A 23,467-nucleotide genomic window follows, 5' to 3' on the forward strand; every position below is an offset into this window, starting at 1 on the left:
CCAACATGGGGTTTAGCCGAGATACCAAGAGCAAAAGAACCAGCAGAAGTAGGGCAATTTATTACTTGTTCTGATTATGGATATGTGCTGGGTGGATGGGAAGCAAAGGTTGATCAAAGGCCCCGCCAGAAAAGTGGTTGCCCCTACTTTTCTGGCAATCGAGCTATAATTGGAGAAACAGACTTAGCAACATTGACGCCTGAACTTTCTACACAATGGCATCCAACTAAGAATCTAAATTTATCACCTTCGCAAATAAAGAAATCATCTAATAAAAAAGTTTGGTGGTTATGCGAAATTGGGCATGAGTGGGAGTCTACTATTGCAAACAGGAATAACGGCAATAATTACCATCATTGCCGAAAAGCAAAATTGAATAAATAGCTTTTTTTCTACTAAATAAAATGCCCAGACATATTAAACATGACTAATATGTCTGGGCATTGTTATTTGTGACTTTTTTCAATTTAGGTCTTGATAAAAAGTTACTTAGGGACATTTTTTGTAAGTGTATGTTTACAGATAGCTTTTTAAAGTGATATCAAAATGTTGTCTAATGAGCTTGTTATCGCTCATATAAAACTCCCACGCTTTTTCAGGTTCACCGATAATTTCAAAAGATTCTTCTGTAATATATAAAGCGCAATTATCCTCTAGTGCAATTCCTTCTATATTACCTTGATGATTTTGTAAAAAGGAATGGAAGACGTTCATTCTATTTAATTGATTATAATGTGGACAAAACCTTTTGTTAACAATCCCCCAACCGTTACACTCTATATAACCAGAACCTTCATAATCTGATCGGATACTAGATGTGAACCAACACATAGCACCAGCGCTATACCCCGCAATGAGCGTTCCTTGTTGTAGAGCCAATAGTAATTTTTCATCGAGTCTAAGCTCTTTCCATTCTGTAACCATTTGAATATAGTTCCCGCCACCGAGATAAATTAAATCAGCAGACTGAATCATTTCGTCTATTTCATATTTAGAAGGTGTATCAGCTATAGTACGTAAAATTTGTACTTCACAGTGTAATTGTTTTTCGAACGTGTCTAAAAATAGCTTTATATAGCTTTCATCATCATGACTAGCTGTAGGAATGAATAATACTTTTGGATACTGTTTATTTGTTAATTCTATAAGTCGCTCATTAATAGGCGAGTGATTTGAATCTTGTAAATCACCGCCACCAATGACAGCTAATTTCATAGTAAAGCACCACCTAATCATTTTTGTTATATAAAAATTCGATAGAAGAGAGTAACATTCCTTCTCTCATGTAATGAATAAGTAGAAAATATAGTTTAAGTATATCGAAATAGTAAAGGTAGTGATAACTATATAGAAAAATGAATTTGAAACAAATTAACCGGCTATTTGCGGGCTGCCCGTAAAATCTTGATTGGTGAGGGCTGATAATCAGTGGGGGATGAAGGAAACTCCCATTGATTAAAGTTTCACTTTATCGATATATAATATTTCATACTATTGTTTCAAAATATGGAAACAATATGTTTAAATGGATATAACAAAGCATTAATTCAAATTGAATTAGTGTTTATATTTTAAAAAGGAATCGGAAATAATAGAGATTTCACAAATCGTTTTTTACTTTTAATAGGAACTTGTATTACAATATGGTAAAATTATTTCAATATATTTATTTAATATAAAAATACAAAGAGGGAGCGTGAAAAAGGTGGATTTTCGATTTGAGTTTGCAGCGAAGGTGAAAGAATACTTAGATGATGAGAAGGATGAAAAAATAATAAAAGATGGACATAGAGATATAATTTTTCACTATTTATATGCGTTAGAGGCTGAAATTGGCGTTGTGAAAAATCCTAATTTTACTTTTTTTACATCAGGAAGACGTTCACATATCGTATTAGAAAATGTTGAATTTAAAACAGAGGTAAATGTAAAAAGTAACATCATTGAAATTACAAAAATAGTGGATAATGTCGTTATTCCTTTAGATACTATCGTAGCAAAGGATCGGGAATTATTTGCACTTGGGCGCAATGAGAAGTTTAATGTACAAATATTAGAGCAGTATCTCTTTGAGACATTTGGAGAGAAATTAGGTTTAAAATGAATGGAATGGCCTACGTATTTATAGGTAGTGAATTTTAGTGTATATCATTCTTGTTTGACCTTTCATTTAATTTGTACTACAATTTGTAGTGTGAAAGGAGCCATACTATGTTTACTCAAAACTATAAATTAAATGAGCAAGGATTAAATCACTTTTTTGGACCTCTTGAAGCAAAAATTATGGAGATTGTTTGGTCTACCGAGGGTATTACGATTAAAGAAGTGCAGCAGAAATTAAGTGAAGAATCACCTGTGAATTTTAACACTGTTATGACAGTTATGAACAGGTTAGTAGAGAAATTACACTTAGAAAAACAGACGGTGAAAAGAAGTGGCATATATCGTACTGTACAAACAAAAGAAGAATTCTTATCCAATCAAACGAAGAAAATGACACAGGAATTGATGGGGGAATTTGGAGATTTAGTAGTAAATCATATGCTAGATGAGTTAGAGCAGGCTGATCCGACTTTAATAAAAAAATTAGAAGACAAATTGAGTCAGTTAAAAAAAGAGGATCAATGAAATGAAATGGCAAATGCGTAAAATCGTATTGTTAGCAGTAATTGTTAGTACCCTCTTTTTCAGTATGTTAGTGTATTACGTTACATATCCATTTCTGTTTCAAAATAAGGCGTTCTTTTTTTCAAATTTTTGCTTGTTTCAATTAGAAAAACATATGAAGGAATTATCGCTCATTCGTATTATAATTGCTGGATTACTATTACTTACAGTACTCATAGTGTGCAAAAGAATTTGGCGACAATTTTTCTATAGTAAAAAATTACAAAAAGTACTTATCCCTTTCATTCGAAAAGGAAAACAAATATATATATTGCCGACCTTAGAAGTTGCGGCATTTACAATTGGGTTATTTCGTCCGAAAGTTGTCATGTCAGAAGGCATGCTTCAAACATTTTCAGATGAAGAAATGGATGCGATTATTTTCCATGAAGAATATCATCAAACTAATCGAGATCCATTAAAATTATTTTGTTTTACGTTATTAGCAGAAGGAATGGTGTACATCCCGATATTAAAAGGGTTATTGCAGCGCTATCATGTGTATCAGGAGCTAGCAGCAGATAAATATGCAATGCAAAAGATGAAATCTTCATTCGAATTAGGTAGTGCGTTATTAAAATTAATTAAAATAAAGACAATGGAAAATCGATGTGTGACAGCTTCATTTGCAAAAACAGCAATAAATTTACGAATCGAGCAAGTGTTAAATGAAAAAGTTGTTAAGCTCAATATTCCATTACATACGAATTCGGTATATGTAACATTAGGTTTATTCTGTATGTCGATTGTACTTATTGTCGGAGAGTGCATATAGCCTCTTTTTTTTAAGAATTAACACTACTTATTGTAGTGTTTTAGGGGGAGTAAAATGAATGCAGCAGATTTAACAATTTGGCTTGTAGCTGGGGCAGGGGTATTGTCATTTATATCACCATGTTCTTTACCGCTATATCCATCTTATTTATCATATATTACAGGTGTGTCTATTCAAGATTTAAAAGAGAATCGTGGAATTATGCAAAAATCAGCGATTATACATACCGTATTTTTTATGATCGGATTTTCGGTTATATTTTATGCGTTAGGTTTATCGGTAAGTTGGATTGGAATAACATTTTCATCTAACCAAAAATTGATTCAACAAATTGGTGGGGTTTTTATTGTTTTGATGGGACTGTTTATGACAGGTTTGTTTCAACCTAAGTGGCTTATGGCAGAGAAAAAAGTACAATACAGAAGTAAATCGACTGGATATATTCGCTCGATTTTAGTCGGTATGACATATGCAGCGGGTTGGACGCCATGTGTTGGACCGATATTTTCAGCTGTACTCATGCTTGGTGCGACAAATCCTGAAGGGGCACTTCTTTATATTACCGCGTATACTCTTGGGTTTGCGGTTCCGTTTTTCGTGATGGCATTCTTTATTGGGAAAGTAAAATGGATTGTTACATATGCCAATGTCATGATGAAAATTGGCGGTGGAATGATGATTGTAACAGGGGTTTTATTGTATACAAATCAAATGACGAAAATTACCGCATTCTTTATTCGTCTATTCGGTGGATTTACAGGCTTTTAAAAATGAGGAGGAAGAAAAGTGAAGAAACTAATTGCGATTATACTGGCCGGGGCATTAATTTGGGCCGGAGTTAATTTTTATAATACAAAGAAAGAAGAAAAAGAAAGAAAAGCAAAACAAGCGGAGTTACAAGAAACAGAAGTATTACCACAAGTAGGATTTAAAGCGCCAAACATAACATTAAAAGGGTTAGACGGGAAGCTGTATTCGTTAAATGATGCAAAAGGCAAGCCATACCTTATTAATTTTTGGGCATCATGGTGTGGCCCATGTGAAATGGAGGCACCTGACTTAGTTCGTATGTATGATAAATATAAAAAGGATGTTGAAATTTTTGCGGTAAATGCGACAATTGGAGATCCAGTACAAGAAGCGAGTGCATTTGCAGATCGTCACGGATTTAAGTTTCCTGTTTTACTAGATATGGACGGAGTAGCTGGATTAGATTATAAAGTATTTTCGTTACCAACGACATTTTTTGTTAATAAAGATGGAATTATCGTAGAGCAAGTACGAGGCGTATTACCTCCAGATCAATTAGAAGAGAAATTTAAGAAATTAATTGAGAGTTAAAGAGGGGATTTTGTATTGATGGAGTGGATCGTGAGGTTACAACCCGTATCTCTTATAATTGGAAGTTTATTTGGATTTATGTTGATGAAACGAAAGATGAAGAACGAAAGTGTACCATATGAAAAAATGATGGATGCAGTAACAAATGCTTTTCTTATCATCGTATTTGTATGGAAATTTGCACCGGCAATTTTAAATCCAGTATGGGCCTTTAGGTCGCCATTGCAGGCACTATTAGCTGTAGGAAGTATGCAGCATATTATAGCAGGATGTGTAATTGCGAGTATATACATTGTTTGGAAAAGTAAAAAGGGACAATTTTCGCTTCGTATTTTACTTGATGCATTACCTATTGGACTATGTATGAGCATTATTTTTTATTTTCTATTCAACCACAAAATAGGTGTACAAACGACATTGCCTTGGGGTGTGAAAATATATGAATCTAAATTTTTATATCACCCTATTTTCGTATACGAGATCATCCTCGCCCTTTGTATAATCGGCTTGTTATGGATGAAAAATGAAAGGCTCGGAAATGGAAAGAATATAAGTGTTTTTCTAATAGTTGAGGGAGTTGCTCATATCATTATTTCGCTTGTTAGTGAACAAAATTCGGTTTTATTTGGTTTATCAATACAGCAAATAATGAGCTTCTTTTTTATTAGTTTAGGGATATTGTTGGTGCCGAAAAAATAAGAGGTATGCATGTATGAGATTTTCATACACGCATACCTCTTTATCATTAGGATTGAGCGCTTTTCTGAAAAAAATGAATGGTTTCCTTCCAAGAATCAATACTAGCAAAAGCGTTATCTTTTTTGCTCCCTTGGTTATAATTTATTCTTAAATAGGGGATGCCGATAGAATGACCAGCCCCTTTATATACGAGTTGTTTATAAAAATGAGGAGAATGAAATGTATCCAATCTATTAATTGCTTTTTTTGATAATCTTACAATATCAGCTTCATCTTCTTCACCAGCAATTAGCAATACATCTCCATTAATTTTTTCAACTGGTATAGTAGCATTTTCAACAACTTTAGAATCTGAAGTTAAAGCGTTATACCACTTTCTATATGGCATTCCCCTATGTTCTTCAAACATTTTACGACATTCGAGTGCGACGGAGATGGGATTTATTGGAGACGCATACGGTAATACTTTCCCTTTATATGTCCAAGCAGGAGGTAATGTTGTAGCATCGGACCACGGTACAATACCACTTAATGCAATAGCGGAACCATTTAGAGAGGCGACAGCATTTATTTCTTGGAAAAAGCATGCTGATAAAAGGGCTAGTTCACTTCCTCGAGAGGTACCATGTATACCTAACCAATTTTTGGTGACTTCTTCTCGTGTTTCATCCACTCAATGGCTGTTTTTATATATTCAAGGGGGATTTCTACAAGTTGTTTTGGTAGATTATCGATTCCGAAATAAGCGAGGGCGAGTACTGAAAAATTATGTGATGCAAGTAAAGCGGCAAGGTATTCATTTAATCCCCCCTCCGAACCGCCGAGTACAATAATTCCTGGATTCGCTTTTTTATTTTCGTTGTAGAAAAAGGTGGCAATCAATCCATTTTCTCTAATTGGATACCGAACGATTTGTTTGGATTTCCATAATCTTGAGATGTTTATTTCATCGATAGTAGATCCATTCATTTCAAGTGATAAAGTTAAGTTTTGAGGCGACAATGGATTCTTATAATTTCGAATAGAATCGTGATGTTCGTTTATTTTAATAATGTCTAAGGACCAAAATAATCCCATTCCATCAATCCCTGTATAAGAGCCAGTAATAGGTGCTTGTTCGGTAAGGTTTACATTCCCATTTTTAGATGCAATAAAGGTGGCATTTGATTCTAAATATATATCATTTATTCCCTCGGCAATTCTGGAGGCTCTTATTGTTACTTCTTGTAAAGGTTCTAATCCGGTTATATAAATTTGAATGGGAGAATCAATTAATGAGATTGACGAACTAACATGAATGCGGGGCTTCGTTTTTTTGTGAATGTTCATTTCATAACACCTCAATTTAAATTATATATAACAAGTTTTCTACGAATAACAAAATAGACCTCTACTGTAAATAGAGTTTTATTAATATGAGGAGGATTATCCTTCTTATTAAATAAGAAGGATAATCCATGTTTAACAAGGATTATCCTGTTTTTCTTAAATATATTAAAAAATCGGCGGAGTAACAGAAAATAAAACAATTGCATTTTTCTCGAATTGATTTACCCATTTATGTTTTAAATAAGCGGGTATTTTTACGCTATCACCCGTTTCTAATATGTATTCTTCTTCATTTAAATGTAATGTAATTTTCCCGTCTAATACGTATGCTAACTCTTCACCTTTATGTTCTAGTACATTTTCTGATGAAGCTGTATTCGGTGGAACAGTCATAATTGCTGTTGCTAAATTTCCTGTAAAATCAGGTGATAGCAATTCATATGATAAATTATCGATAATCATTTTTTTTCGTTTATGAGAACGTACAATTAAATCGTCTGTATTTGTATCTTCCAATAAAAAGCTAAATGTTGGAACATCAAGAGCTTTAGCGAGTACTTTTAATGTTTGAATAGAAGGGTTAGCAGACCCACGCTCAATTTGACTTAACATAGATGGTGTAATACCTGCCATCGTTGCTAGTTCTTTACTAGTTAAACCTTTTTCTTTTCTTTGCTTTTCAATCTTTTTACCAATATCTATATTTTCCATAATGAAAGGCTCCTAACTAATTATTAAATTATATTTAAATAAATTAAATTAAAATTAACTAAAGTAAATAATTTATGTTAAACTAAATTAAAATTAATTTAATTATAATTTATTGAATCGTAAGCTACAAGGTTATGAGGAGGAAGAGAAATGAAGGGAATAGAGAAATTAAAAGAGGAATATCCACTATTAAATAAATTAATCTCAACAGAAGAAGTGTTTTGGGTGAATCCGAACATGGAAAAGTATGAAACGGCAATAAAAGATTCCCCATTGAATGAAGGTGATGTAAAAGATGCGGAAGAGAGGTTAAAGCGTTTTGCACCGTACATTGCGAAAGTTTTTCCAGAAACGAAAGAAACGGGCGGCATTATAGAATCACCTTTAGTGAAGATACCTACTATGAAACAGTCTTTAGAGAAAAATTACGGGAAACCTATATTAGGTGAATTACTATTAAAGTGTGATAGCGGGCTTCCGATATCAGGGTCAATTAAAGCTAGAGGCGGCATTTATGAAGTGCTGAAGCATGCGGAGAAATTAGCTTTGCAGTATGGAATGTTAACAGAAGAAGATGATTATTCCATTTTAGACAGTGATACATGTAGAGAGTTTTTTGCAAAATACTCAATTGCGGTAGGTTCTACAGGTAATTTAGGACTAAGCATTGGGATTATGAGTGCAAAACTAGGTTTTAACGTAACTGTTCATATGTCAGCAGACGCAAAAGAATGGAAAAAAGATTTATTAAGAAGTAAAGGTGTAAACGTTATTGAATATGAAGCTGATTATAGTAAAGCAGTAGAAGAGGGGCGTCAGCAAGCGGATGCAGATCCTAGCTGTTATTTTGTAGATGATGAAAACTCACATGATTTATTTTTAGGATACGCAGTAGCAGCATCGCGATTACAAAAGCAATTAGAAGAGTTAGAGATTGTAGTAGATGAAGAGCACCCTTTATTCGTTTACCTTCCTTGCGGAGTAGGTGGCGGACCTGGCGGAGTCGCATTTGGTTTAAAGTTATTGTATAAAGACAACGTACACTGTTTCTTTGGGGAGCCAACGCACTCTCCATGTATGTTACTCGGTTTAATGACAGGACTTCATGATAAAATTGCCGTTCAAGATATCGGGATTGATAATGTAACAGACGCGGACGGACTAGCGGTAGGAAGACCGTCTGGATTTGTCGGTAAAACGATGGAACCATTTTTGAGTGGAAATTACACAGTAAGTGATGAAGAGTTATATAGATTGTTAAAAGAACTAGCTGATACGGAAAATATTTATTTAGAGCCTTCTGCGCTAGCGGGAATGATAGGGCCAGTGAAAGTATGCAAAGAAGATGAGTATTTACAAAAACAACAGTTAACAGAGAAGATGAAGAAAGGTACTCATATTGTGTGGGGAACTGGCGGTAGTATGGTTCCAGAAGATGTGATGAGTGGATATTATAAAACAGGTGAGTCATTAATAATATTAGAAAAATGAGGCTAATTGTGGCCTCATTTTTTATTTATATGACATATGTATTATTATAAATTCTTTGTTATTTTCGCATTAGTTCATTATAGTATAGATATAAAGAACGAATAGCAAATAAACATAACAAAAAAGCTTTATTTTACATAATAAGAGGATGTGTATACGATGTCATTACAGACTAAATATATAGCGGGTATTTCGCTTGGGGTTATGGGAGTAGGTTTTGCGGCTTCTATCCCTTTTCAAGGAACGGTAGCTGGAGAGATTATACAAGGGGGATTTGAAGCTGGATTAGTTGGTGGACTTGCGGATTGGTTCGCAGTTACAGCATTATTCCGTCATCCGATGGGAATTCCAATTCCTCATACAGCGTTATTACCTAAAAATCGTAAACGAGTAACGAAAGGGCTCATTCATACGTTAGAAAATGAGTGGCTGACGAAAGAAAGTATTACGAATAAAGTAAAAGAAATGCAGCTAGCGCAAATGGTACTGCAAATCGCTGAGAGAGAAATGCAGTCTGACGCTGTGAAAAAGGGAATTGTAAAAATTGCTGAGAAGGCGATTGTTACAATAGATACGGAAAAGTTAGCGGTTATTATTGAAAAAGAATTAAAAACGTATTTGCATACAATTAATACAAGTAACATATTACAAGTGCTTGTTGATCAATTGGTAGTGCAAGAGTACGATGAAAAGACACTGGATTACATATTAGTAAAAGTGAAAGATTGGACAGCGCAAGATGAAGCACGTTACCAGCTCGGAAGCTTAGGTATGAAGGCGATGGAAAACATAAAAGTAGATGGATTTTTACAGTTTACTTTGAAATCGTTTATGAATATTGTAGATGAAGATAAAATTGGCGGCATTTTGCAGAAATTTATTATTAGCAATATTAACAGCTTACAAGATGCAGATAATAGTACGAGACAACTTATATTATCGAAAATTCGTCAAGAAATTATAAATGTAAAAGAAAATGAAGCTTTACTACAAGAATTAGAAAATTGGAAAGAAAAATGGATTGCCAATTGGAATGCTACTGACAAAATTAAAGAGATGCTGGAGCAAGTGCAACAAAGGGCAATTACTTTTGTGAAAAACGAAGAGTTTACGGATAAATATGTTATTCCATTTTTACAAACACAAATGAATAAAATAAAAGAAGATGAACAGACTGTTCAAAAAATAGAAGATTGGTTACAAAAACAAGTTGTCACACTTGTGGAAAAGAATCATTCGAAAATCGGAAAACTTGTACAAGAAAACCTTGATAAGTTAGATGATAAAACGTTAATTGAAATGATTGAAAATAACGTCGGTAAAGATTTACAGTGGATCCGAGTAAACGGGGCTGTTTGCGGATTTATGATTGGATTAGTGTTAGAAGGAATTAAAGCGATTATATGAGAAAAACCTTCCACAATTGTGGAAGGTTTTTATTTTTCAATAATACTCATATTGATATTATAAGCTTTTTCAATATTTAACTTGTACGTCCCATTGCCTGTTTTAATTGAATTTTTATACCAATGTTCTTGTTCGTTGAATTCTTTATTTTCTTCTGAAGTATTCTCTTCTTTTTTCGTTAAATCTTCAACTTGTTCCCAAGGTGTGTTTCCGTGGGATTCTTTTTTGTTTGTTATGGCGATTAAAGATACATCGCTTTCTTTTGCTAAATGAACAGATACATGTGAACTTTCTTGTACAAACCAATTATTTTGTAATTGACCAGGATAAAGGGATAGTTCGTTATTTGAAGCACGAACTTCTACATTTTTATTTTGCGGAAGAACGAGTGTCGGTTTGACTTGTGGTGCTGAATTCCATAACGTATGTTGAACGGGTAATGATTTTAAAGTAATATACATCGTTTCCCCAGCTGTTTGAACCGAAAGGAAATCTTCTTGTTTTAAATTAAGTTTTTCATTAGTTTTCGTCGTCATTTCATATGTTCCAAGAAGGTGAATTTGATTTGTATCATTTCCCTCTATTGTTAGAGGGTGCTGTCCTGCATCCACTACAATTTTTTTGATAGATTCAGGTATATCAATTTGTCCACTTGGAATATTGCTCGTTTGGCGAGTGGTATGAATAGAATGACGAACTTCATCTAGTAATCCAGTTGATAATAAACAGTAAAAAGCAATTCCAACGCTTCCTAAAACGCCGATAAAGAAAATACTAAAAATATCATATTTAATAAAGGATTGTTCCTTTTTAGAAAATAGAAGGTATAGTAAAATTTCCACGCCAAGAATAATAAGTAAAACAGGCCACCATGCTGTTAAGGAATCTAATACCTCAGTACCTTTTACAACTGAAAATAGTAAGAAGCAACCTAATGAAATAATAGAAAGCCCCATTGAAAATGTTCCAACGCGCCATGTTCTCATTCTTTTGTACCACCTTTGTTTTCTTTATTTCCAAGTAACAATTTAAAGCCGCCACCAATTAAGAGGAGTGCAACGATAGATGTTTGGAAATAGCGATAATATAGCTCGCTAAGATGAATGTTAAATATAGTTGCAAAGTAATCATTCAAAATAGGAAGGAGTGTTTGATCTAATAAATAATAACCACCGAGTGTAATTAACCCAATACCGATCCATCTTTGATGATTGATAAAATAATCAATGATAGGTTCGTCATGTACACGTTCTTTTCCATACTTTGCAGTTTGCTGTAAAGCGTCAAAGAAGCTATAGAACCAAATGATTGGTACTAAAAATAAAAACGCTGAAAGTCTTAATAAGTCGAGTAAATAGATGGAAAGTAAAAAGGCTGCCATAAGCTGAAGACCGCGGCGTTGTAAGCCTAAATACATATGTCCCGCTCCAGGGAACATCGCTAAAATAGAAGCGAATGTTTTATTCTTCTTTCCTTGTTCACGATGCTCTTCAAACTCTTCGAAAATAGTACGGTCATCTAGTTGCTCGCCACGTTCTTTTTTCTGGAGTTGCTGAACAACATCGAAGAAATTGTAAATCCATAAAACAGGTAATGTTATAAGGAAGATAAGGAAACTTTCTTGTGATGTTAAAAGTGCAACGAAAATAATCATACTTCCGATCCCTGTGCAAGCTACTAAAAATGTAAGTCCACGTTGCATAAGCCCTAATTGGAAATGACCAAGTCCAGGTATGATGGATAGGAGAATGATATAAAATCGTTCGCTTTCTTTAGAGGAATCTGTTAATTCTCCGGCTGCTTGTTTTTTTGATTGGTTAATAATAGTGATAACTAAATCTAGTAAATTGACCACCCATAACACGACTAGTAAAAATAGAGAGATAAAAGCCAACTCACGCGCTATTAATTCTACTACGCAAAAAACTGCAAAAGAAAATAGTAATAAAGCCCCTCCGCTATATAAAATAAGCCGTCCAAACTTCTTTAAATATAAATGTCCAAGCCCAGGAATTAGCCCTAATACAAGTGCTAAAAAGGGATTTTTATTCATGCTTTGAACCTCCGTCCTTTTTTGATGTATCTACCGATTTGTTTACAATTTGTTGTGAAATAGAAGACTCGTTATGTTTTGAAGATTTCTCGAAATTTGATGTCGCTGTGAAAATATACTGGAATAAACCACTTACCATAAAAATAATTGTAGCTGCGGTCGCAATTATGTAGTGAATAATCGTTCGCTTTAATGAGTTTGTTTTTATATTTTCATTAGGTTGTAGCGTTTCAAAATCAATTTGCGTCATAACTTCATTCGTAAATGAATCATCATTTATCATTGGAAGGTTTTCATGTTGTTCATCGATACTTTCCATATAAAGTGCTAAACAATGATCACATTCATAAAGGTGTTCTTCCATAGATTCACGTTCATTGCTTTCTATAAAATCTAAAGTATAATTGCGCCAATCTTCTTTTGAATAATGCGTCATAGAAACTCTTCCTCCTTCCAATGTTTTTTAATCCACTTTCTTGCCCGATACAGTTTCATTTCGACTGTTTTCACTTCGATGTTTTCCTGCAAAGCAATTTCTTGATAGCTTTTTTCTTCTAAGTAATGTGAGAGAACGATGTCACGGTAATTCTCGGGAAGTTCTCTCAGTTTTTGAGCAATGAGTAATTTTTGCTCTTTCGTCAATAATAAATCCTCAACGTTATGAGAGGATTTTATATTTTCCTCAGTTTCTTTACATAAGGAGAGTTCTTCATTTTCTCTAGCTTTTTTCCTCTTATAATCAATAGCGTGATTGGTGGCAATACGCGCCATCCAAGTTTTTAATCCGCGAAATTGATAATTAGGGAGAGAGGCGTGAATTTTTACGAATACTTCTTGTGTAACATCTTTCGTATCTTCTTCATGTCTTAAAATAGAAAAGATAACTTGAAAAATATAATGACGATATGTTTGCACAAGGATACGAAAAGCGTGTTCGCTTCCTTGCTGTGCTTTTTCAATTAATTGTTTTTCCTCAATGGGTCTCTCCCTCCTTTTTGACGCATTCTATTATATAGACGTAAGAAATGATCGGTCACCCTACACATGTTGTAAAAAAAGAATAATATATTTTTAGGAAGGAAGCTATATGAAAAAAGGTGTGAAAAAATGGTAAAGAGAAGTATATAATGAGCAAGTAGGAAATGTTACGTGAAGAAAGGATGTGAATGTTAGTAGGGGAAGGTCCACACTAACAAACATGAAAATTAAAATATTAATAGCAGATGATAATTCTTTTATTAGAGAAGGCATGAAAATTATTTTAAATACATATGAAGAGTTTGAAGTTGTAGATACAGTAAATGATGGGAAAGAAGCAGTGGACTATTGCAAAAAGAACGACGTTGATATCGCTCTTTTAGATGTCCGCATGCCAAATATGAACGGGGTAGAGGCAACGAAATTCATTTGTGAAGGGACGAAAACGAAACCGCTAATTTTAACGACGTTCGATGATGATGAATATATTTTGGACGCAGTAAAAAACGGGGCGAAAGGTTATTTATTAAAAAATAATGATCCAGAGCGTATTCGTGATGCAATAAAAGGAGTATATAACGGTCAAACTGTTATGCAAGATGTAGTGCTTGATAAAATTAAGTGCAATTTAATGGAAAGCAAAGAGGACGAATGTAAAATAGATACAAGTCTTTTTACAGAAAGAGAACTTAGTATTATCGCATTAATTGCGAAAGGTTTCTCAAATAAAGAAATTTCAAAGCAACTTTTCATATCAGAAGGAACGATTGCAAATTATATTACATCAGTTTTAGGGAAAACTGGACTTGAACATCGCACACAAATTGCGATTTATTATTTAACAGGGAAAGTAGATTAAAGATATGGAATTTTGGTTAATTGTAAGTAAATTAATTGTCTTTATATATATTGTGTTTAGTTACATTTATTTAAATGTTGTGAACTTACCATGGATTATACTTACTTTGCTTTTATATCTTTCTGTAAATGTGCTGATCTCTATATTTAAACAAGATACGTACAAAAATATATTATCTAGTCTGTCAATTGGCATAGTTATGTTATTTACATGGAAGGTTCATCCGTTTTTTATTTTATTTTTACCATTGAACTTATATGAAGTTATATTTCGTTATATAGAGAAGAAATGGCAGCTCTTTATCATTATGATGATTCCCATTATCTTTACAGAAGAAAGTATTCGAATGACATATGGATTAATTGTTACATTTTCTTTCATCGTATTAACTATGGCAGAACGGTATATATCGCGTGTATTAAAGCTTGAATCACAAAATGATAAGATGCGAAAAGATATGCAGCGGCTGACGAAAAGCTTAAATGAAAATAAAGAGTACATAAAGCAATCAGAGTACACATTTAAGTTAGAAGAGAGAAATCGGTTGTCACAAGAAATTCATGATAAAATTGGCCACTCGATGACAGGGGCGCTAATTCAAATGGAAGCAGCAAAGAGATTAATGGGGATAGATAAAGAAAAATCTGCCGAGTTATTACAAAATGCAATTCATATATCGAAAGATGGAATTGAAAGTATTCGAGTTACATTAAAAAATATGAAGCCACCAACGGAGCAAATTGGCATTCATCGTATGAAATTATTCATAGAGGAATTTGCCGGTAAGCATGATATAAATATTCCTTTCGTATATAAAGGGAATTTAGATATGATCTCACCGATTCAGTGGAAGATTATCGGTGAGAATGTTACGGAGGCACTAACGAACGCGATGAAATATGCTGATGCGACAGTCATTTCAATCGATATTCATGTACTTAACAAGATGGTGAAAGTACAAGTGAAGGATAACGGAAAAGGTGCAGCTCTCGTTAAGAAAGGTCTCGGGATTATGGGGATGGAGGAGCGAACAGCATCAGTAAACGGAAAAATTATTGTAGATGGAACAAGTGGCTTTTCAGTAACGATGCTGTTGCCGATATAAGAAAATGGGACGAAGATGAATCATCTCATATGAAAAAAGTGAATAATCTCATGTAAAAAGAATGAACTTCTGCACTGAGCAGGTTCATTTTTTTTGTTTATAATGAATAGTAGAGAAACCGAAATAGGGGTGAAATGATGAATACATTAGAAATTAAAAATTTAACGAAAAAATTTGGTGATTTCATCGCGGTAGATAATATGTCTTTATCTATTAAAGAAGGAGAGATATTTGGCTTTTTAGGATCAAATGGTGCTGGTAAGAGTACAACGATAAATATGATTGCTGGGTTGTTAAGAAGTAATGAAGGTGAAATTAGCATATTAGGAAAAAATATAAAGAAACATAATCGATTTGCGAAGATGAATATCGGTATCGTTCCGCAAGATATTGCGATTTATGAAGAGTTAACTGCCTATGAAAATGTGAAATTCTTTGCTGGACTGTACGGGTTAAGAGGAGCTGAACTAAAAGCGAGAGTAGAGGAAGCACTTCAATTTGTGGGACTTAGTGATAAACATAAAAGTTACCCGAAAAACTTTTCAGGCGGGATGAAACGAAGACTGAATATTGCTTGTGCGATTGCTCATAGACCGAAGTTAATTATTATGGATGAGCCGACAGTTGGAATTGATCCACAGTCAAGAAACTATATTCTCCAGTCGGTTCGAAAATTAAATGAAATGGGCAGCACTATTATTTACACGAGCCACTATATGGAAGAAGTAGAAGAGATTTGTACGAAAATAGCAATTGTAGATCACGGTAAAGTGATTGCAGAAGGAACGAAAGAACAGTTAAAAGCGATTATTACTGATACGAAAGACATTTGGGTTGAAGTGAAGTCAGTAGAAAATTTAGATGTAGAAAAGTTAAAAGAGATAAACGGTGTGAAAGCTGTTCAAGTTGAAGAGAACGTAATCAAGGTAAACTCGGATGCAGGAGTAAATAATTTAAATAAAATTATTCAGCATTTCATTAATCATGACATTGAAATTCGTTCATTAGAGGAGCAGGCCCCGAACTTAGAAACAGTATTCCTTACGTTGACTGGAAGAAACTTACGAGATAAATAAAAGGTAAATGAAGAAAAGGTAAAGGGAGGTTCATCAATTGAACATCTTCAATATTGCAGTTATGCATATTAAAAGAGATTTCAGAGACGTAAGAACTTTAGTTTTTATGTTAGCATTTCCGATTGTACTAATGCTTGTGTTAGGAACAGCGTTAACGAATGCATTTGATAGCGATAGTCAAGCGATTAAAGATATACAAGTGCTCTACAAAGATGAAGCAAGTAGCACATTTTCTCAAACGTTCGAAGCATTTACGAAAGAAGTCGATAAATCGGGTATTCATTTTAAAAAAGCTTCAGGCAGTATAGATGGGAAAGAAGAAGTGAAGCAAAATAAATATGCTGCTTATGTAGAATTAAATAAAGATGGTGCGAAATTTTACGGAAGTGACAAAAGTAGTATTGAGGGAAGTATTGTGGAAGGCATGCTTACAACATTTATTGATAAGTACAATGTAGCGGCCGAAGTTGCAAAAGTTGATCCTAGTAAGGTGAGCGCGGTTATTTCAAGCGGAAATCATAATGATTATATAAAAGAAACATCTTTACAAGCTGCGAAAAAGCCAGGTTCTATGGATTACTATGCGGTTGTAATGACGACGATGATTGCACTATATGCTGCGATGGGAGCGAGTTCTTTAATTCGTGGAGAACGAATACGTAAAACAGGAGATCGCCTCATTGCTGCGCCTATAAGTAAGGCTGAAATATTCATTGGAAAAGTACTTGGTAGCCTAGTAGCAAATGCTCTTTGCGTATTACTTGTCATGTTATTTAGTAAATTTGTCTTTCAAGCGAATTGGGGCGAACATCTTGGAATCATATTTATTATTTTATTAACACAAATCTTTCTAGCAATTAGCTTCGGTTTAGGGATTGGATATATTACGAAAACAGCTGAATCATCGAGAGCGATTATTCTTGTAGTTGTGCAATTAGCCTCTATTTTTGGTGGTGCATATTTCGTAATAGAAGAAAATTTCGTTACGAATTTATCACCATTAACGTGGGCAAACACAGCTGTTATGAAAATTATTTATGCAAATGATGTAGGAGCAGCGCTGCCAGTAATATGTTTAAATCTTGGCATTTCGGCACTCTTTTTATTAATTGCAATTATTGCATTACGTAGACGGGAGGGGCTATAGTATGAAAGATATTTTATGGCTCATACAAAAAACGTTATCTGTACTTTTGAAAAATAAAAAAGGGTTATTCATTATTATTAGTTTGCCGATAATTGGAACATTAATCTCCTTCTCAATGTATGGGAATGTCGGGCAAGGGACGTTAAATATCGGGGTTATAAATAAAGAAAATCAATTTATAGCAAATGATACGGTGAAATTTTTAGAAGGATTAAATCATGTAAAGGTAAGTAAAATTAAAGAATCTGAAGTAGAAGATAAACTTACTTCCAAAAAACTTGATGGAGTTATTACATTAGAATCTGGTTTTTCAAAAAGTGTTCGAGAAGGGAAACCAAATCATATTGAAATTTCATCGATTAAAGGTGATCAAGTAACAGGATTTATAAAATCATATTTATACAATTATATTGATAATGTAGCAGCTATTAGTAAAGTAGCAGGAACAGATCAAAGTGCATTTGATAGTATGTACGCAGGATATCAAAAAGGTTCATTTAAAATGAAAACTGAGACGCTAGAAGATACTTCGAAAAATAAAGATATGACAAACCAAACGATGGGTTATCTTATTATGTTTATGCTATTTTCAGCAGCGAACTTATCAGGTTATATTTTAAAAGAAAAAGAAAATAGAACGTATTTTAGACTCTTATCAACGCCAATAGATGGGAAGAAATTCATATTATCTAATGTCGGGGTAAATATGATGATATTAACAGTACAAATTCTGATTACAATCCTATTCCTAACGAATGTTTTTCATACGAATATCAACATGCCTTTCATAGTGATGCTTGGCGTACTCATGCTATTTGCTTTAATAGCGATTGGAATATCGTTAGTGCTTGTCGCTTTTTCGAAAAACTCAGCATCGGCAAATGCACTGCAAAATATGATCATTGTACCGACATGTTTACTCGCTGGATGCTATTTTCCGTATGACATTATGCCGAAAGCAGTGCAAAAAGTAGCTGATTTTCTTCCGCAAAGATGGCTATTAGATACGGTATCAAAACTACAACAAGGAATTTCGATTTCAGATTTGTATTTAAATATATTAATCTTAATTGCCTTTGCGGTAGCATTCTTCTTAATTGCTATTTATAAGTTTGGAAGAAATAATGATGCGAGAAACTTTGTTTAATATGAAAAGGGTGTGACGTTAAGTCACATCCTTTTTTGTATGAAGCATGAAATCTAAATTGGAATGACAAAATAGAAGGGTAGAAAGAAAATGAGCGGAAGGAAATCAAAATGATTAAAAAAATATTGCGAGTTACTTCTATTATTATTGCTATTGTTGTTTTTATTTTAATTTGGATGCATATCGATGTTACTTTAGGTAGGAAAATGGAAGCTGGGAAAAACATGCCGACAGAGTATGCACCTCATTATAGTGATTTTCAATTATTTGTAGAAGGAAAGTCATTTTATAAACAGTTATTTACTGATATAAGGGAAGCGAAGCAATCTATTTACACGTACTTTTTTATTTTGTCGGATGATAAAAGTAGCCATACTTTTTTAAACTTATTAAAAGAGAAGGCAAAAGAAGGAGTAAACGTCTATTTATCCGTTGATCGCATTAATGATTTATCATTTGAAAGCAAGATGATAAGTGAATTGCGGGAAAGTGGTGTACATTTTACATATAGTAGAAAACCTGAATTGCCATTCGGATTTTATTCACTTCACCATCGTAATCATCGCCGTATTACGACGATTGATGGGGAGATTGGCTATACAGGTGGTTTTAATATAGGAGATGAGTATTTAGGGAAAGATAAGCATTTTGGATATTGGCGTGACTATCATGTGCGGATAAGAGGAGAAGGAGCAAAAGATTTAGAAGAGCAATTCGCTTCAGATTGGAAACGAGATACGAAAGAAAATATAAAAAGAAGTACGAATAAAGCTAGTAAAGGGAATACATTACATACGATGACTAGCTACAATGGACATTACGTCGCTGAAAAGTATATCGAATTAATAAAACAAGCGAAGCATTCAATCGTAATTACAACACCTTATTTTATAGCGAAAAATAAAGAATTTATGAATGCTTTAATTGAAGCGCAAAAACGTGGTGTTACAGTGAAAATACTTTGGTCATATAAACCAGATATTCCTCTCATTAAAGAGGCAGCGTATCCTTATATTCGTCAAGCTGTTAATAATGGAATTAAAGTATATGGTTATAAAAAAGGAATGTTTCATGGGAAGTTAATGATAATTGATAATGAACTAACTGTTATCGGTACAACGAACATGACTGCACGTAGCTTTTATATGAATGATGAGATGAATTTGTATATTCACGGTGGGACTATCATATCAGAAGTGAATGAGGCATTAACAAAAGATTTTCGTGATTCGAAAGAGATGACGAAACAATTTTTTGAGAAGTTATCGTTTTGGGAGCGTTGTAAGGAGAAAGTGGCAGGATTAGTGGATTTTTATTTATAAAGGTTAATGAAAAAGGATGTCTTTTATAGACACCCTTTTTTAATGAGAGATAATTAGTTTTCATGCACAAGCAATGAAGCATCATCATTAATCAATGTCCCCACATGCTCCCCTAAGCAAATTCTTTTCATTACACCAGGCTCATCAAAGTTAAAGACGTGTGCTGGTAAATTGTAATCACGAGCAAGTAATAAAGCGGCTTGATCCATGACTTGAATGTTTTGCCTAACAACATCGTTATAGTTTAGTTTTCTGTACATTTTTGCTGATTTATTATGTTTTGGATCACTAGTAAAGACGCCATCTACTCCTTGTTTTGCGACTAATATTGCGTCACTATTCATTTCAATGGCTCTTTGAACACTTGGATAATCTGTCGTAACGAACGGCTGCCCGTTACCGCCGCCAAAAATGACAACATAACCGTTATCTAAATGATGTACTGCTCTGAGGCGAATATAAGGCTCTGCTACTGCATTAAACGGGATGGAAGTCATAACGCGTACTTCTTTATTTGTTTTACTTGTTAAGACGCCGCGAAGCATTAAGCTGTTAATGATTGTACCTAACGTACCGATATTATCAGCTTCTACTCGATCAATGCCCCATTCTTCAGCTAGATGACCTCTGAAAATGTTACCGCCGCCGATGACAATGGATACTTCGATACCTAAGTCAATAATGGATATAATTTCGTTTGCGATATGCTCTAATCTTTTGGAGTTAAAGCTATTTCCGGATTGATCAGCAAGTGCGCCGCCGCTTAATTTAATTAAGACTCTTTTATATGGCTTCATAACAATTCCCCCTATATAGATCGCAATAAAAAAGGAACAAAGGCAAATGCCTTTGTTCCTTTTTAAGAAAATGAAAAAGAAAAGAAGAAGATAGGACGAATTTTTGTACATAATTTTTCATACCATCCACTCCTTTTCATTTCGATTTATTGTAAGTGTATATCTTTTTGATTATACGAAACAATCTGATTACTTATCAAGTATATTGTATCTCTTTTTAATAAAAAGGTGTCAATGAAAAAGAAAAGAAAAATTTTCGAATTTTTTGTGACGAACTTGTAGGTTTTTGTATGATTTTGTAGGTTCGCTTATAAGATGTGTGAGTAGCTTTTATAAATTCAAATTGAAAGCGTTCGCATGAAGGGGATGAACATAAATGAAAAAATTCGGATTGGCAACACAAATTTTTGTCGCGCTTGTTTTAGGGATTGTAGTAGGGGCAGTCTTTTATGGCAATAAAACGGCGATTTCTTATATCACACCAATTGGGGATATATTTATTCACTTAATTAAAATGATTGTAGTACCGATTGTTATTTCAGCATTAATTGTTGCAGTAGCTGGTGTAGGAGATATGAAGAAGCTTGGGAAACTGGGTGGTAAGACAATTCTTTATTTCGAAATTATTACGACGATTGCTATTTTAATGGGATTACTTGCGGCGAATATATTCCAACCAGGTACTGGCGTTGATATGAGTAATTTACAGCAAAGTGATATTTCTTCTTATAAACAAACGGCAGATGCTACAGAGAAGAAAGGATTCGCTGAGACGATTGTTCATATTGTACCGAAAAACGTATTTGAATCGATTTCACAAGGTGACTTATTACCGATTATTTTCTTCTCCGTATTATTCGGTTTAGGAGTTGCGGCAATTGGGGAAAAAGGGAAGCCTGTCTTTAACTTCTTTGAAGGTGTACTCGAAGCGATGTTTTGGGTTACAAATCAAGTTATGAAATTTGCACCATTTGGTGTATTCGCATTAATTGCGGTTACGGTTGCAAAATTTGGTGTAGCAACACTACTTCCTTTAGGAAAACTAGTGCTAGCTGTATACGTAACTGTTATACTATTCGTTGTGATTGTATTAGGTATTAATGCACGAATGGTTGGCGTAAACATTTTTACATTAATGAAAATTTTAAAAGAAGAACTCATTCTTTCATTTACGACAGCAAGTTCAGAAGCTGTTTTACCTAATATAATGAGAAAAATGGAAGAATTCGGTTGTCCAAAGGCAGTTGCCTCTTTCGTAATTCCGACAGGTTATACATTTAACTTGACTGGATCGGCTATTTATCAAGCGTTAGCGGCATTGTTTGTTGCACAAATGTACGGTGTGCACATGTCACTGACAGAGCAAATAACGTTATTATTCGTTCTCATGTTAACATCCAAGGGTATGGCGGGAGTTCCAGGTGCATCGTTCGTTGTTGTATTAGCAACGTTAGGTTCAATGGGGTTACCACTAGAAGGTATCGCGTTAATTGCGGGAATTGACCGCATTTTAGATATGATTCGCTCATCTGTCAATGTATTAGGAAATGCATTAGCGGCCATTGTTATGTCGAAGTGGGAAGGCGAATTCGATGATGAGAAAGCAAAACAATATGTAGAAACAGTCAAAGAAACAAAAGCAGCATAAGAAATCGTTAAGGAGTGAATAATCATGGCAACATTAACTGAAGTTAAAAATGGTGTTCGAATTGAAAAAGATTTTTTAGGTGAAAAAGAAGTACCGAATTATGCATACTACGGCGTACAAACAATGCGTGCAGTTGAAAACTTCCCAATTACAGGATATAAAATCCATGAAGGTTTAATTAGAGCGTTCGCAATTGTAAAAAAAGCTGCAGCGCTTGCTAATACAGATGTAGGAAGATTGGAATTGAGCAAGGGCGGCGCGATCGCAGAAGCTGCTCAAGAAATTCTTGATGGAAAATGGCATGATCATTTCATCGTAGATCCAATCCAAGGCGGAGCAGGTACTTCAATGAATATGAACGCAAATGAAGTCATGGCCAATCGTGCTCTTGAATTATTAGGAATGGAAAAGGGAGACTATCATTATATTAGTCCAAATAGTCATGTAAACATGGCGCAATCAACAAACGATGCATTCCCAACGGCGATTCATATCGCAACATTAAACGCATTAGAAGGTTTATTACAAACGATGGGGTATATGCATGATGTATTTGAATTAAAAGCAGAGCAGTTCGATCATGTTATTAAAATGGGTCGTACACATTTACAAGACGCTGTGCCAATTCGTCTTGGACAAGAATTTAAAGCGTATTCCCGCGTACTTGAACGTGATATGAAACGTATCAAGCAATCACGTCAACATCTATATGAAGTAAATATGGGAGCAACTGCAGTTGGTACAGGCTTAAATGCAGATCCAGAATATATTGAAGCAGTTGTAAAACATTTAGCTGCAATCAGTGAATTACCACTTGTTGGTGCAGAAGACTTAGTAGATGCAACGCAAAATACGGATGCATACACAGAAGTATCAGCAGCACTTAAAGTATGTATGATGAATATGTCTAAAATT

Annotated in this window: 26 protein-coding genes; 17 read left to right on the forward strand and 9 right to left on the reverse strand. The window is 34.1% G+C overall.

Going from position 1 to position 23,467, the window contains the following annotated elements; translation table 11 throughout:
• Positions 1-84: 84 nt before the first annotated feature.
• Complete coding sequence (locus tag GFJ36_RS30210; RefSeq protein WP_157349526.1) at positions 85-384, forward strand: zinc-ribbon domain-containing protein; 300 nt, start codon at positions 85-87, stop codon at positions 382-384.
• A gap of 132 nt (positions 385-516) precedes the next feature.
• Here the strand turns inward: GFJ36_RS30210 and GFJ36_RS08055 are convergent, their stop codons facing one another.
• Positions 517-1,215: a peptidase E gene (locus tag GFJ36_RS08055; RefSeq protein ID WP_098230230.1), complete on the reverse strand. Its 699-nt coding sequence runs from the start codon at positions 1,213-1,215 to the stop codon at positions 517-519.
• A 490-nt stretch (positions 1,216-1,705) separates the two neighbouring features.
• On the opposite strand from GFJ36_RS08055, the gene GFJ36_RS08060 reads away from it, so the two are divergent.
• From GFJ36_RS08060 to GFJ36_RS08085, 6 genes are all read left to right on the forward strand, one after another.
• Positions 1,706-2,104 carry a DUF3942 family protein gene (locus GFJ36_RS08060; RefSeq protein ID WP_002108594.1) on the forward strand — a complete coding sequence of 133 codons (399 nt, stop codon included), beginning with the start codon at positions 1,706-1,708 and terminating at the stop codon, positions 2,102-2,104.
• A gap of 107 nt (positions 2,105-2,211) precedes the next feature.
• Positions 2,212-2,628, forward strand: coding sequence for a BlaI/MecI/CopY family transcriptional regulator (locus tag GFJ36_RS08065; RefSeq protein WP_000495070.1), 417 nt, complete (start codon positions 2,212-2,214; stop codon positions 2,626-2,628).
• A 1-nt stretch (position 2,629) separates the two neighbouring features.
• On the forward strand, positions 2,630-3,442 hold the full coding sequence (locus GFJ36_RS08070) for a M56 family metallopeptidase (RefSeq protein ID WP_088608722.1): 813 nt from the start codon (positions 2,630-2,632) through the stop codon (positions 3,440-3,442).
• Between the two features lie 54 nt (positions 3,443-3,496).
• Positions 3,497-4,210 (forward strand): cytochrome c-type biogenesis protein CcdA, encoded by a 714-nt coding sequence (ccdA, locus tag GFJ36_RS08075; protein WP_000990445.1) that lies wholly within the window; start codon positions 3,497-3,499, stop codon positions 4,208-4,210.
• 18 nt (positions 4,211-4,228) lie between these two features.
• Positions 4,229-4,783 carry a TlpA family protein disulfide reductase gene (locus tag GFJ36_RS08080; RefSeq protein ID WP_000733169.1) on the forward strand — a complete coding sequence of 185 codons (555 nt, stop codon included), beginning with the start codon at positions 4,229-4,231 and terminating at the stop codon, positions 4,781-4,783.
• 18 nt (positions 4,784-4,801) lie between these two features.
• Positions 4,802-5,482 (forward strand): prolipoprotein diacylglyceryl transferase family protein, encoded by a 681-nt coding sequence (locus GFJ36_RS08085; RefSeq protein WP_142310778.1) that lies wholly within the window; start codon positions 4,802-4,804, stop codon positions 5,480-5,482.
• A gap of 46 nt (positions 5,483-5,528) precedes the next feature.
• On the opposite strand, the gene GFJ36_RS29415 is transcribed toward GFJ36_RS08085, so the two are convergent.
• The 3 genes from GFJ36_RS29415 to GFJ36_RS08095 all read right to left on the reverse strand — a co-directional run bounded on the left by GFJ36_RS29415 (position 5,529) and on the right by GFJ36_RS08095 (position 7,522).
• Entirely contained in the window at positions 5,529-6,155 is a 627-nt protein-coding gene (locus GFJ36_RS29415; protein WP_242015942.1) for an acyl-CoA thioester hydrolase/BAAT C-terminal domain-containing protein, read from the reverse strand.
• Positions 6,116-6,811 (reverse strand): acyl-CoA thioesterase/BAAT N-terminal domain-containing protein, encoded by a 696-nt coding sequence (locus GFJ36_RS29420; RefSeq protein ID WP_242015943.1) that lies wholly within the window; start codon positions 6,809-6,811, stop codon positions 6,116-6,118. Before GFJ36_RS29420 ends, GFJ36_RS29415 begins: the two co-directional genes overlap by 40 nt.
• A 165-nt stretch (positions 6,812-6,976) precedes the next feature.
• Complete coding sequence (locus GFJ36_RS08095) at positions 6,977-7,522, reverse strand: helix-turn-helix domain-containing protein (RefSeq protein WP_000427657.1); 546 nt, start codon at positions 7,520-7,522, stop codon at positions 6,977-6,979.
• A gap of 150 nt (positions 7,523-7,672) precedes the next feature.
• Here GFJ36_RS08095 and dsdA point away from each other — a divergent pair, with 150 nt between their 5' ends.
• Positions 7,673-9,013 carry a D-serine ammonia-lyase gene (dsdA, locus tag GFJ36_RS08100; RefSeq protein ID WP_097889336.1) on the forward strand — a complete coding sequence of 447 codons (1,341 nt, stop codon included), beginning with the start codon at positions 7,673-7,675 and terminating at the stop codon, positions 9,011-9,013.
• 159 nt (positions 9,014-9,172) lie between these two features.
• Positions 9,173-10,420, forward strand: coding sequence for a DUF445 domain-containing protein (locus tag GFJ36_RS08105; RefSeq protein WP_087983120.1), 1,248 nt, complete (start codon positions 9,173-9,175; stop codon positions 10,418-10,420).
• Between the two features lie 29 nt (positions 10,421-10,449).
• Here the strand turns inward: GFJ36_RS08105 and exsE are convergent, their stop codons facing one another.
• The 4 genes from exsE to GFJ36_RS08125 are packed head-to-tail and all read right to left on the reverse strand — an operon-like array spanning position 10,450 to position 13,388.
• Positions 10,450-11,406, reverse strand: coding sequence for an exosporium protein ExsE (gene exsE / locus GFJ36_RS08110; protein WP_098230231.1), 957 nt, complete (start codon positions 11,404-11,406; stop codon positions 10,450-10,452).
• The gene (locus tag GFJ36_RS08115) at positions 11,403-12,473 is read right to left on the reverse strand and encodes a hypothetical protein (RefSeq protein ID WP_098230232.1); all 1,071 of its coding nucleotides are present in this window, start codon (positions 12,471-12,473) and stop codon (positions 11,403-11,405) included. Before GFJ36_RS08115 ends, exsE begins: the two co-directional genes overlap by 4 nt.
• Complete coding sequence (locus GFJ36_RS08120) at positions 12,466-12,909, reverse strand: hypothetical protein (protein WP_088082902.1); 444 nt, start codon at positions 12,907-12,909, stop codon at positions 12,466-12,468. Before GFJ36_RS08120 ends, GFJ36_RS08115 begins: the two co-directional genes overlap by 8 nt.
• On the reverse strand, positions 12,906-13,388 hold the full coding sequence (locus GFJ36_RS08125; RefSeq protein ID WP_242015944.1) for an RNA polymerase sigma factor: 483 nt from the start codon (positions 13,386-13,388) through the stop codon (positions 12,906-12,908). Before GFJ36_RS08125 ends, GFJ36_RS08120 begins: the two co-directional genes overlap by 4 nt.
• Positions 13,389-13,671: 283 nt before the next feature.
• On the opposite strand from GFJ36_RS08125, the gene GFJ36_RS08130 reads away from it, so the two are divergent.
• The 6 genes from GFJ36_RS08130 (at position 13,672) to cls (ending at position 20,107) form a co-directional block, all read left to right on the forward strand.
• Positions 13,672-14,310, forward strand: coding sequence for a response regulator transcription factor (locus tag GFJ36_RS08130; RefSeq protein ID WP_088082901.1), 639 nt, complete (start codon positions 13,672-13,674; stop codon positions 14,308-14,310).
• 4 nt (positions 14,311-14,314) lie between these two features.
• Complete coding sequence (locus tag GFJ36_RS08135) at positions 14,315-15,415, forward strand: sensor histidine kinase (protein ID WP_097857306.1); 1,101 nt, start codon at positions 14,315-14,317, stop codon at positions 15,413-15,415.
• 137 nt (positions 15,416-15,552) lie between these two features.
• Positions 15,553-16,491: an ABC transporter ATP-binding protein gene (locus GFJ36_RS08140; RefSeq protein ID WP_001093813.1), complete on the forward strand. Its 939-nt coding sequence runs from the start codon at positions 15,553-15,555 to the stop codon at positions 16,489-16,491.
• Positions 16,492-16,528: 37 nt separating this feature from the next.
• Positions 16,529-17,638, forward strand: coding sequence for an ABC transporter permease (locus tag GFJ36_RS08145; RefSeq protein ID WP_087983105.1), 1,110 nt, complete (start codon positions 16,529-16,531; stop codon positions 17,636-17,638).
• A gap of 1 nt (position 17,639) precedes the next feature.
• Positions 17,640-18,785: an ABC transporter permease gene (locus tag GFJ36_RS08150; RefSeq protein WP_098230233.1), complete on the forward strand. Its 1,146-nt coding sequence runs from the start codon at positions 17,640-17,642 to the stop codon at positions 18,783-18,785.
• A 110-nt stretch (positions 18,786-18,895) separates the two neighbouring features.
• Entirely contained in the window at positions 18,896-20,107 is a 1,212-nt protein-coding gene (gene cls, locus GFJ36_RS08155) for a cardiolipin synthase (protein WP_142310376.1), read from the forward strand.
• 53 nt (positions 20,108-20,160) lie between these two features.
• Here cls and pyrH read toward each other — a convergent pair whose 3' ends face one another.
• A complete protein-coding gene (gene pyrH / locus GFJ36_RS08160) occupies positions 20,161-20,904 on the reverse strand; it encodes a UMP kinase (RefSeq protein WP_048543321.1) in 744 nt (247 codons plus the stop codon).
• 376 nt (positions 20,905-21,280) lie between these two features.
• Between pyrH and GFJ36_RS08165 the strand changes: the two genes are divergently transcribed.
• Together GFJ36_RS08165 and GFJ36_RS29425 are read left to right on the forward strand one after the other, a co-directional pair.
• Positions 21,281-22,552 (forward strand): cation:dicarboxylate symporter family transporter, encoded by a 1,272-nt coding sequence (locus tag GFJ36_RS08165; RefSeq protein ID WP_048543320.1) that lies wholly within the window; start codon positions 21,281-21,283, stop codon positions 22,550-22,552.
• A 24-nt stretch (positions 22,553-22,576) separates the two neighbouring features.
• Positions 22,577-23,467 (forward strand): lyase family protein (locus GFJ36_RS29425; protein ID WP_242015945.1); only part of this gene is annotated, 891 nt, incomplete at its 3' end.

It is taken from the genome of Bacillus sp. EE-W1 (assembly GCF_009760835.1).
Taxonomy (GTDB): domain Bacteria; phylum Bacillota; class Bacilli; order Bacillales; family Bacillaceae_G; genus Bacillus_A; species Bacillus_A wiedmannii.

Coding starts and splice junctions, on each gene's coding strand:
- GFJ36_RS08055 (WP_098230230.1), bottom strand. CDS start 1,215: ATGAAATTAGCTGTCATTGGTGGCGGTGATTTACAAGATTCAAATCAC.
- GFJ36_RS08065 (WP_000495070.1), top strand. CDS start 2,212: ATGTTTACTCAAAACTATAAATTAAATGAGCAAGGATTAAATCACTTT.
- GFJ36_RS08070 (WP_088608722.1), top strand. CDS start 2,630: ATGAAATGGCAAATGCGTAAAATCGTATTGTTAGCAGTAATTGTTAGT.
- ccdA (WP_000990445.1), top strand. CDS start 3,497: ATGAATGCAGCAGATTTAACAATTTGGCTTGTAGCTGGGGCAGGGGTA.
- GFJ36_RS08085 (WP_142310778.1), top strand. CDS start 4,802: ATGGAGTGGATCGTGAGGTTACAACCCGTATCTCTTATAATTGGAAGT.
- GFJ36_RS29420 (WP_242015943.1), bottom strand. CDS start 6,811: ATGAACATTCACAAAAAAACGAAGCCCCGCATTCATGTTAGTTCGTCA.
- GFJ36_RS08095 (WP_000427657.1), bottom strand. CDS start 7,522: ATGGAAAATATAGATATTGGTAAAAAGATTGAAAAGCAAAGAAAAGAA.
- dsdA (WP_097889336.1), top strand. CDS start 7,673: ATGAAGGGAATAGAGAAATTAAAAGAGGAATATCCACTATTAAATAAA.
- GFJ36_RS08105 (WP_087983120.1), top strand. CDS start 9,173: ATGTCATTACAGACTAAATATATAGCGGGTATTTCGCTTGGGGTTATG.
- exsE (WP_098230231.1), bottom strand. CDS start 11,406: ATGAGAACATGGCGCGTTGGAACATTTTCAATGGGGCTTTCTATTATT.
- GFJ36_RS08115 (WP_098230232.1), bottom strand. CDS start 12,473: ATGAATAAAAATCCCTTTTTAGCACTTGTATTAGGGCTAATTCCTGGG.
- GFJ36_RS08120 (WP_088082902.1), bottom strand. CDS start 12,909: ATGACGCATTATTCAAAAGAAGATTGGCGCAATTATACTTTAGATTTT.
- GFJ36_RS08130 (WP_088082901.1), top strand. CDS start 13,672: ATGAAAATTAAAATATTAATAGCAGATGATAATTCTTTTATTAGAGAA.
- GFJ36_RS08135 (WP_097857306.1), top strand. CDS start 14,315: ATGGAATTTTGGTTAATTGTAAGTAAATTAATTGTCTTTATATATATT.
- GFJ36_RS08140 (WP_001093813.1), top strand. CDS start 15,553: ATGAATACATTAGAAATTAAAAATTTAACGAAAAAATTTGGTGATTTC.
- GFJ36_RS08150 (WP_098230233.1), top strand. CDS start 17,640: ATGAAAGATATTTTATGGCTCATACAAAAAACGTTATCTGTACTTTTG.
- cls (WP_142310376.1), top strand. CDS start 18,896: ATGATTAAAAAAATATTGCGAGTTACTTCTATTATTATTGCTATTGTT.
- pyrH (WP_048543321.1), bottom strand. CDS start 20,904: ATGAAGCCATATAAAAGAGTCTTAATTAAATTAAGCGGCGGCGCACTT.
- GFJ36_RS08165 (WP_048543320.1), top strand. CDS start 21,281: ATGAAAAAATTCGGATTGGCAACACAAATTTTTGTCGCGCTTGTTTTA.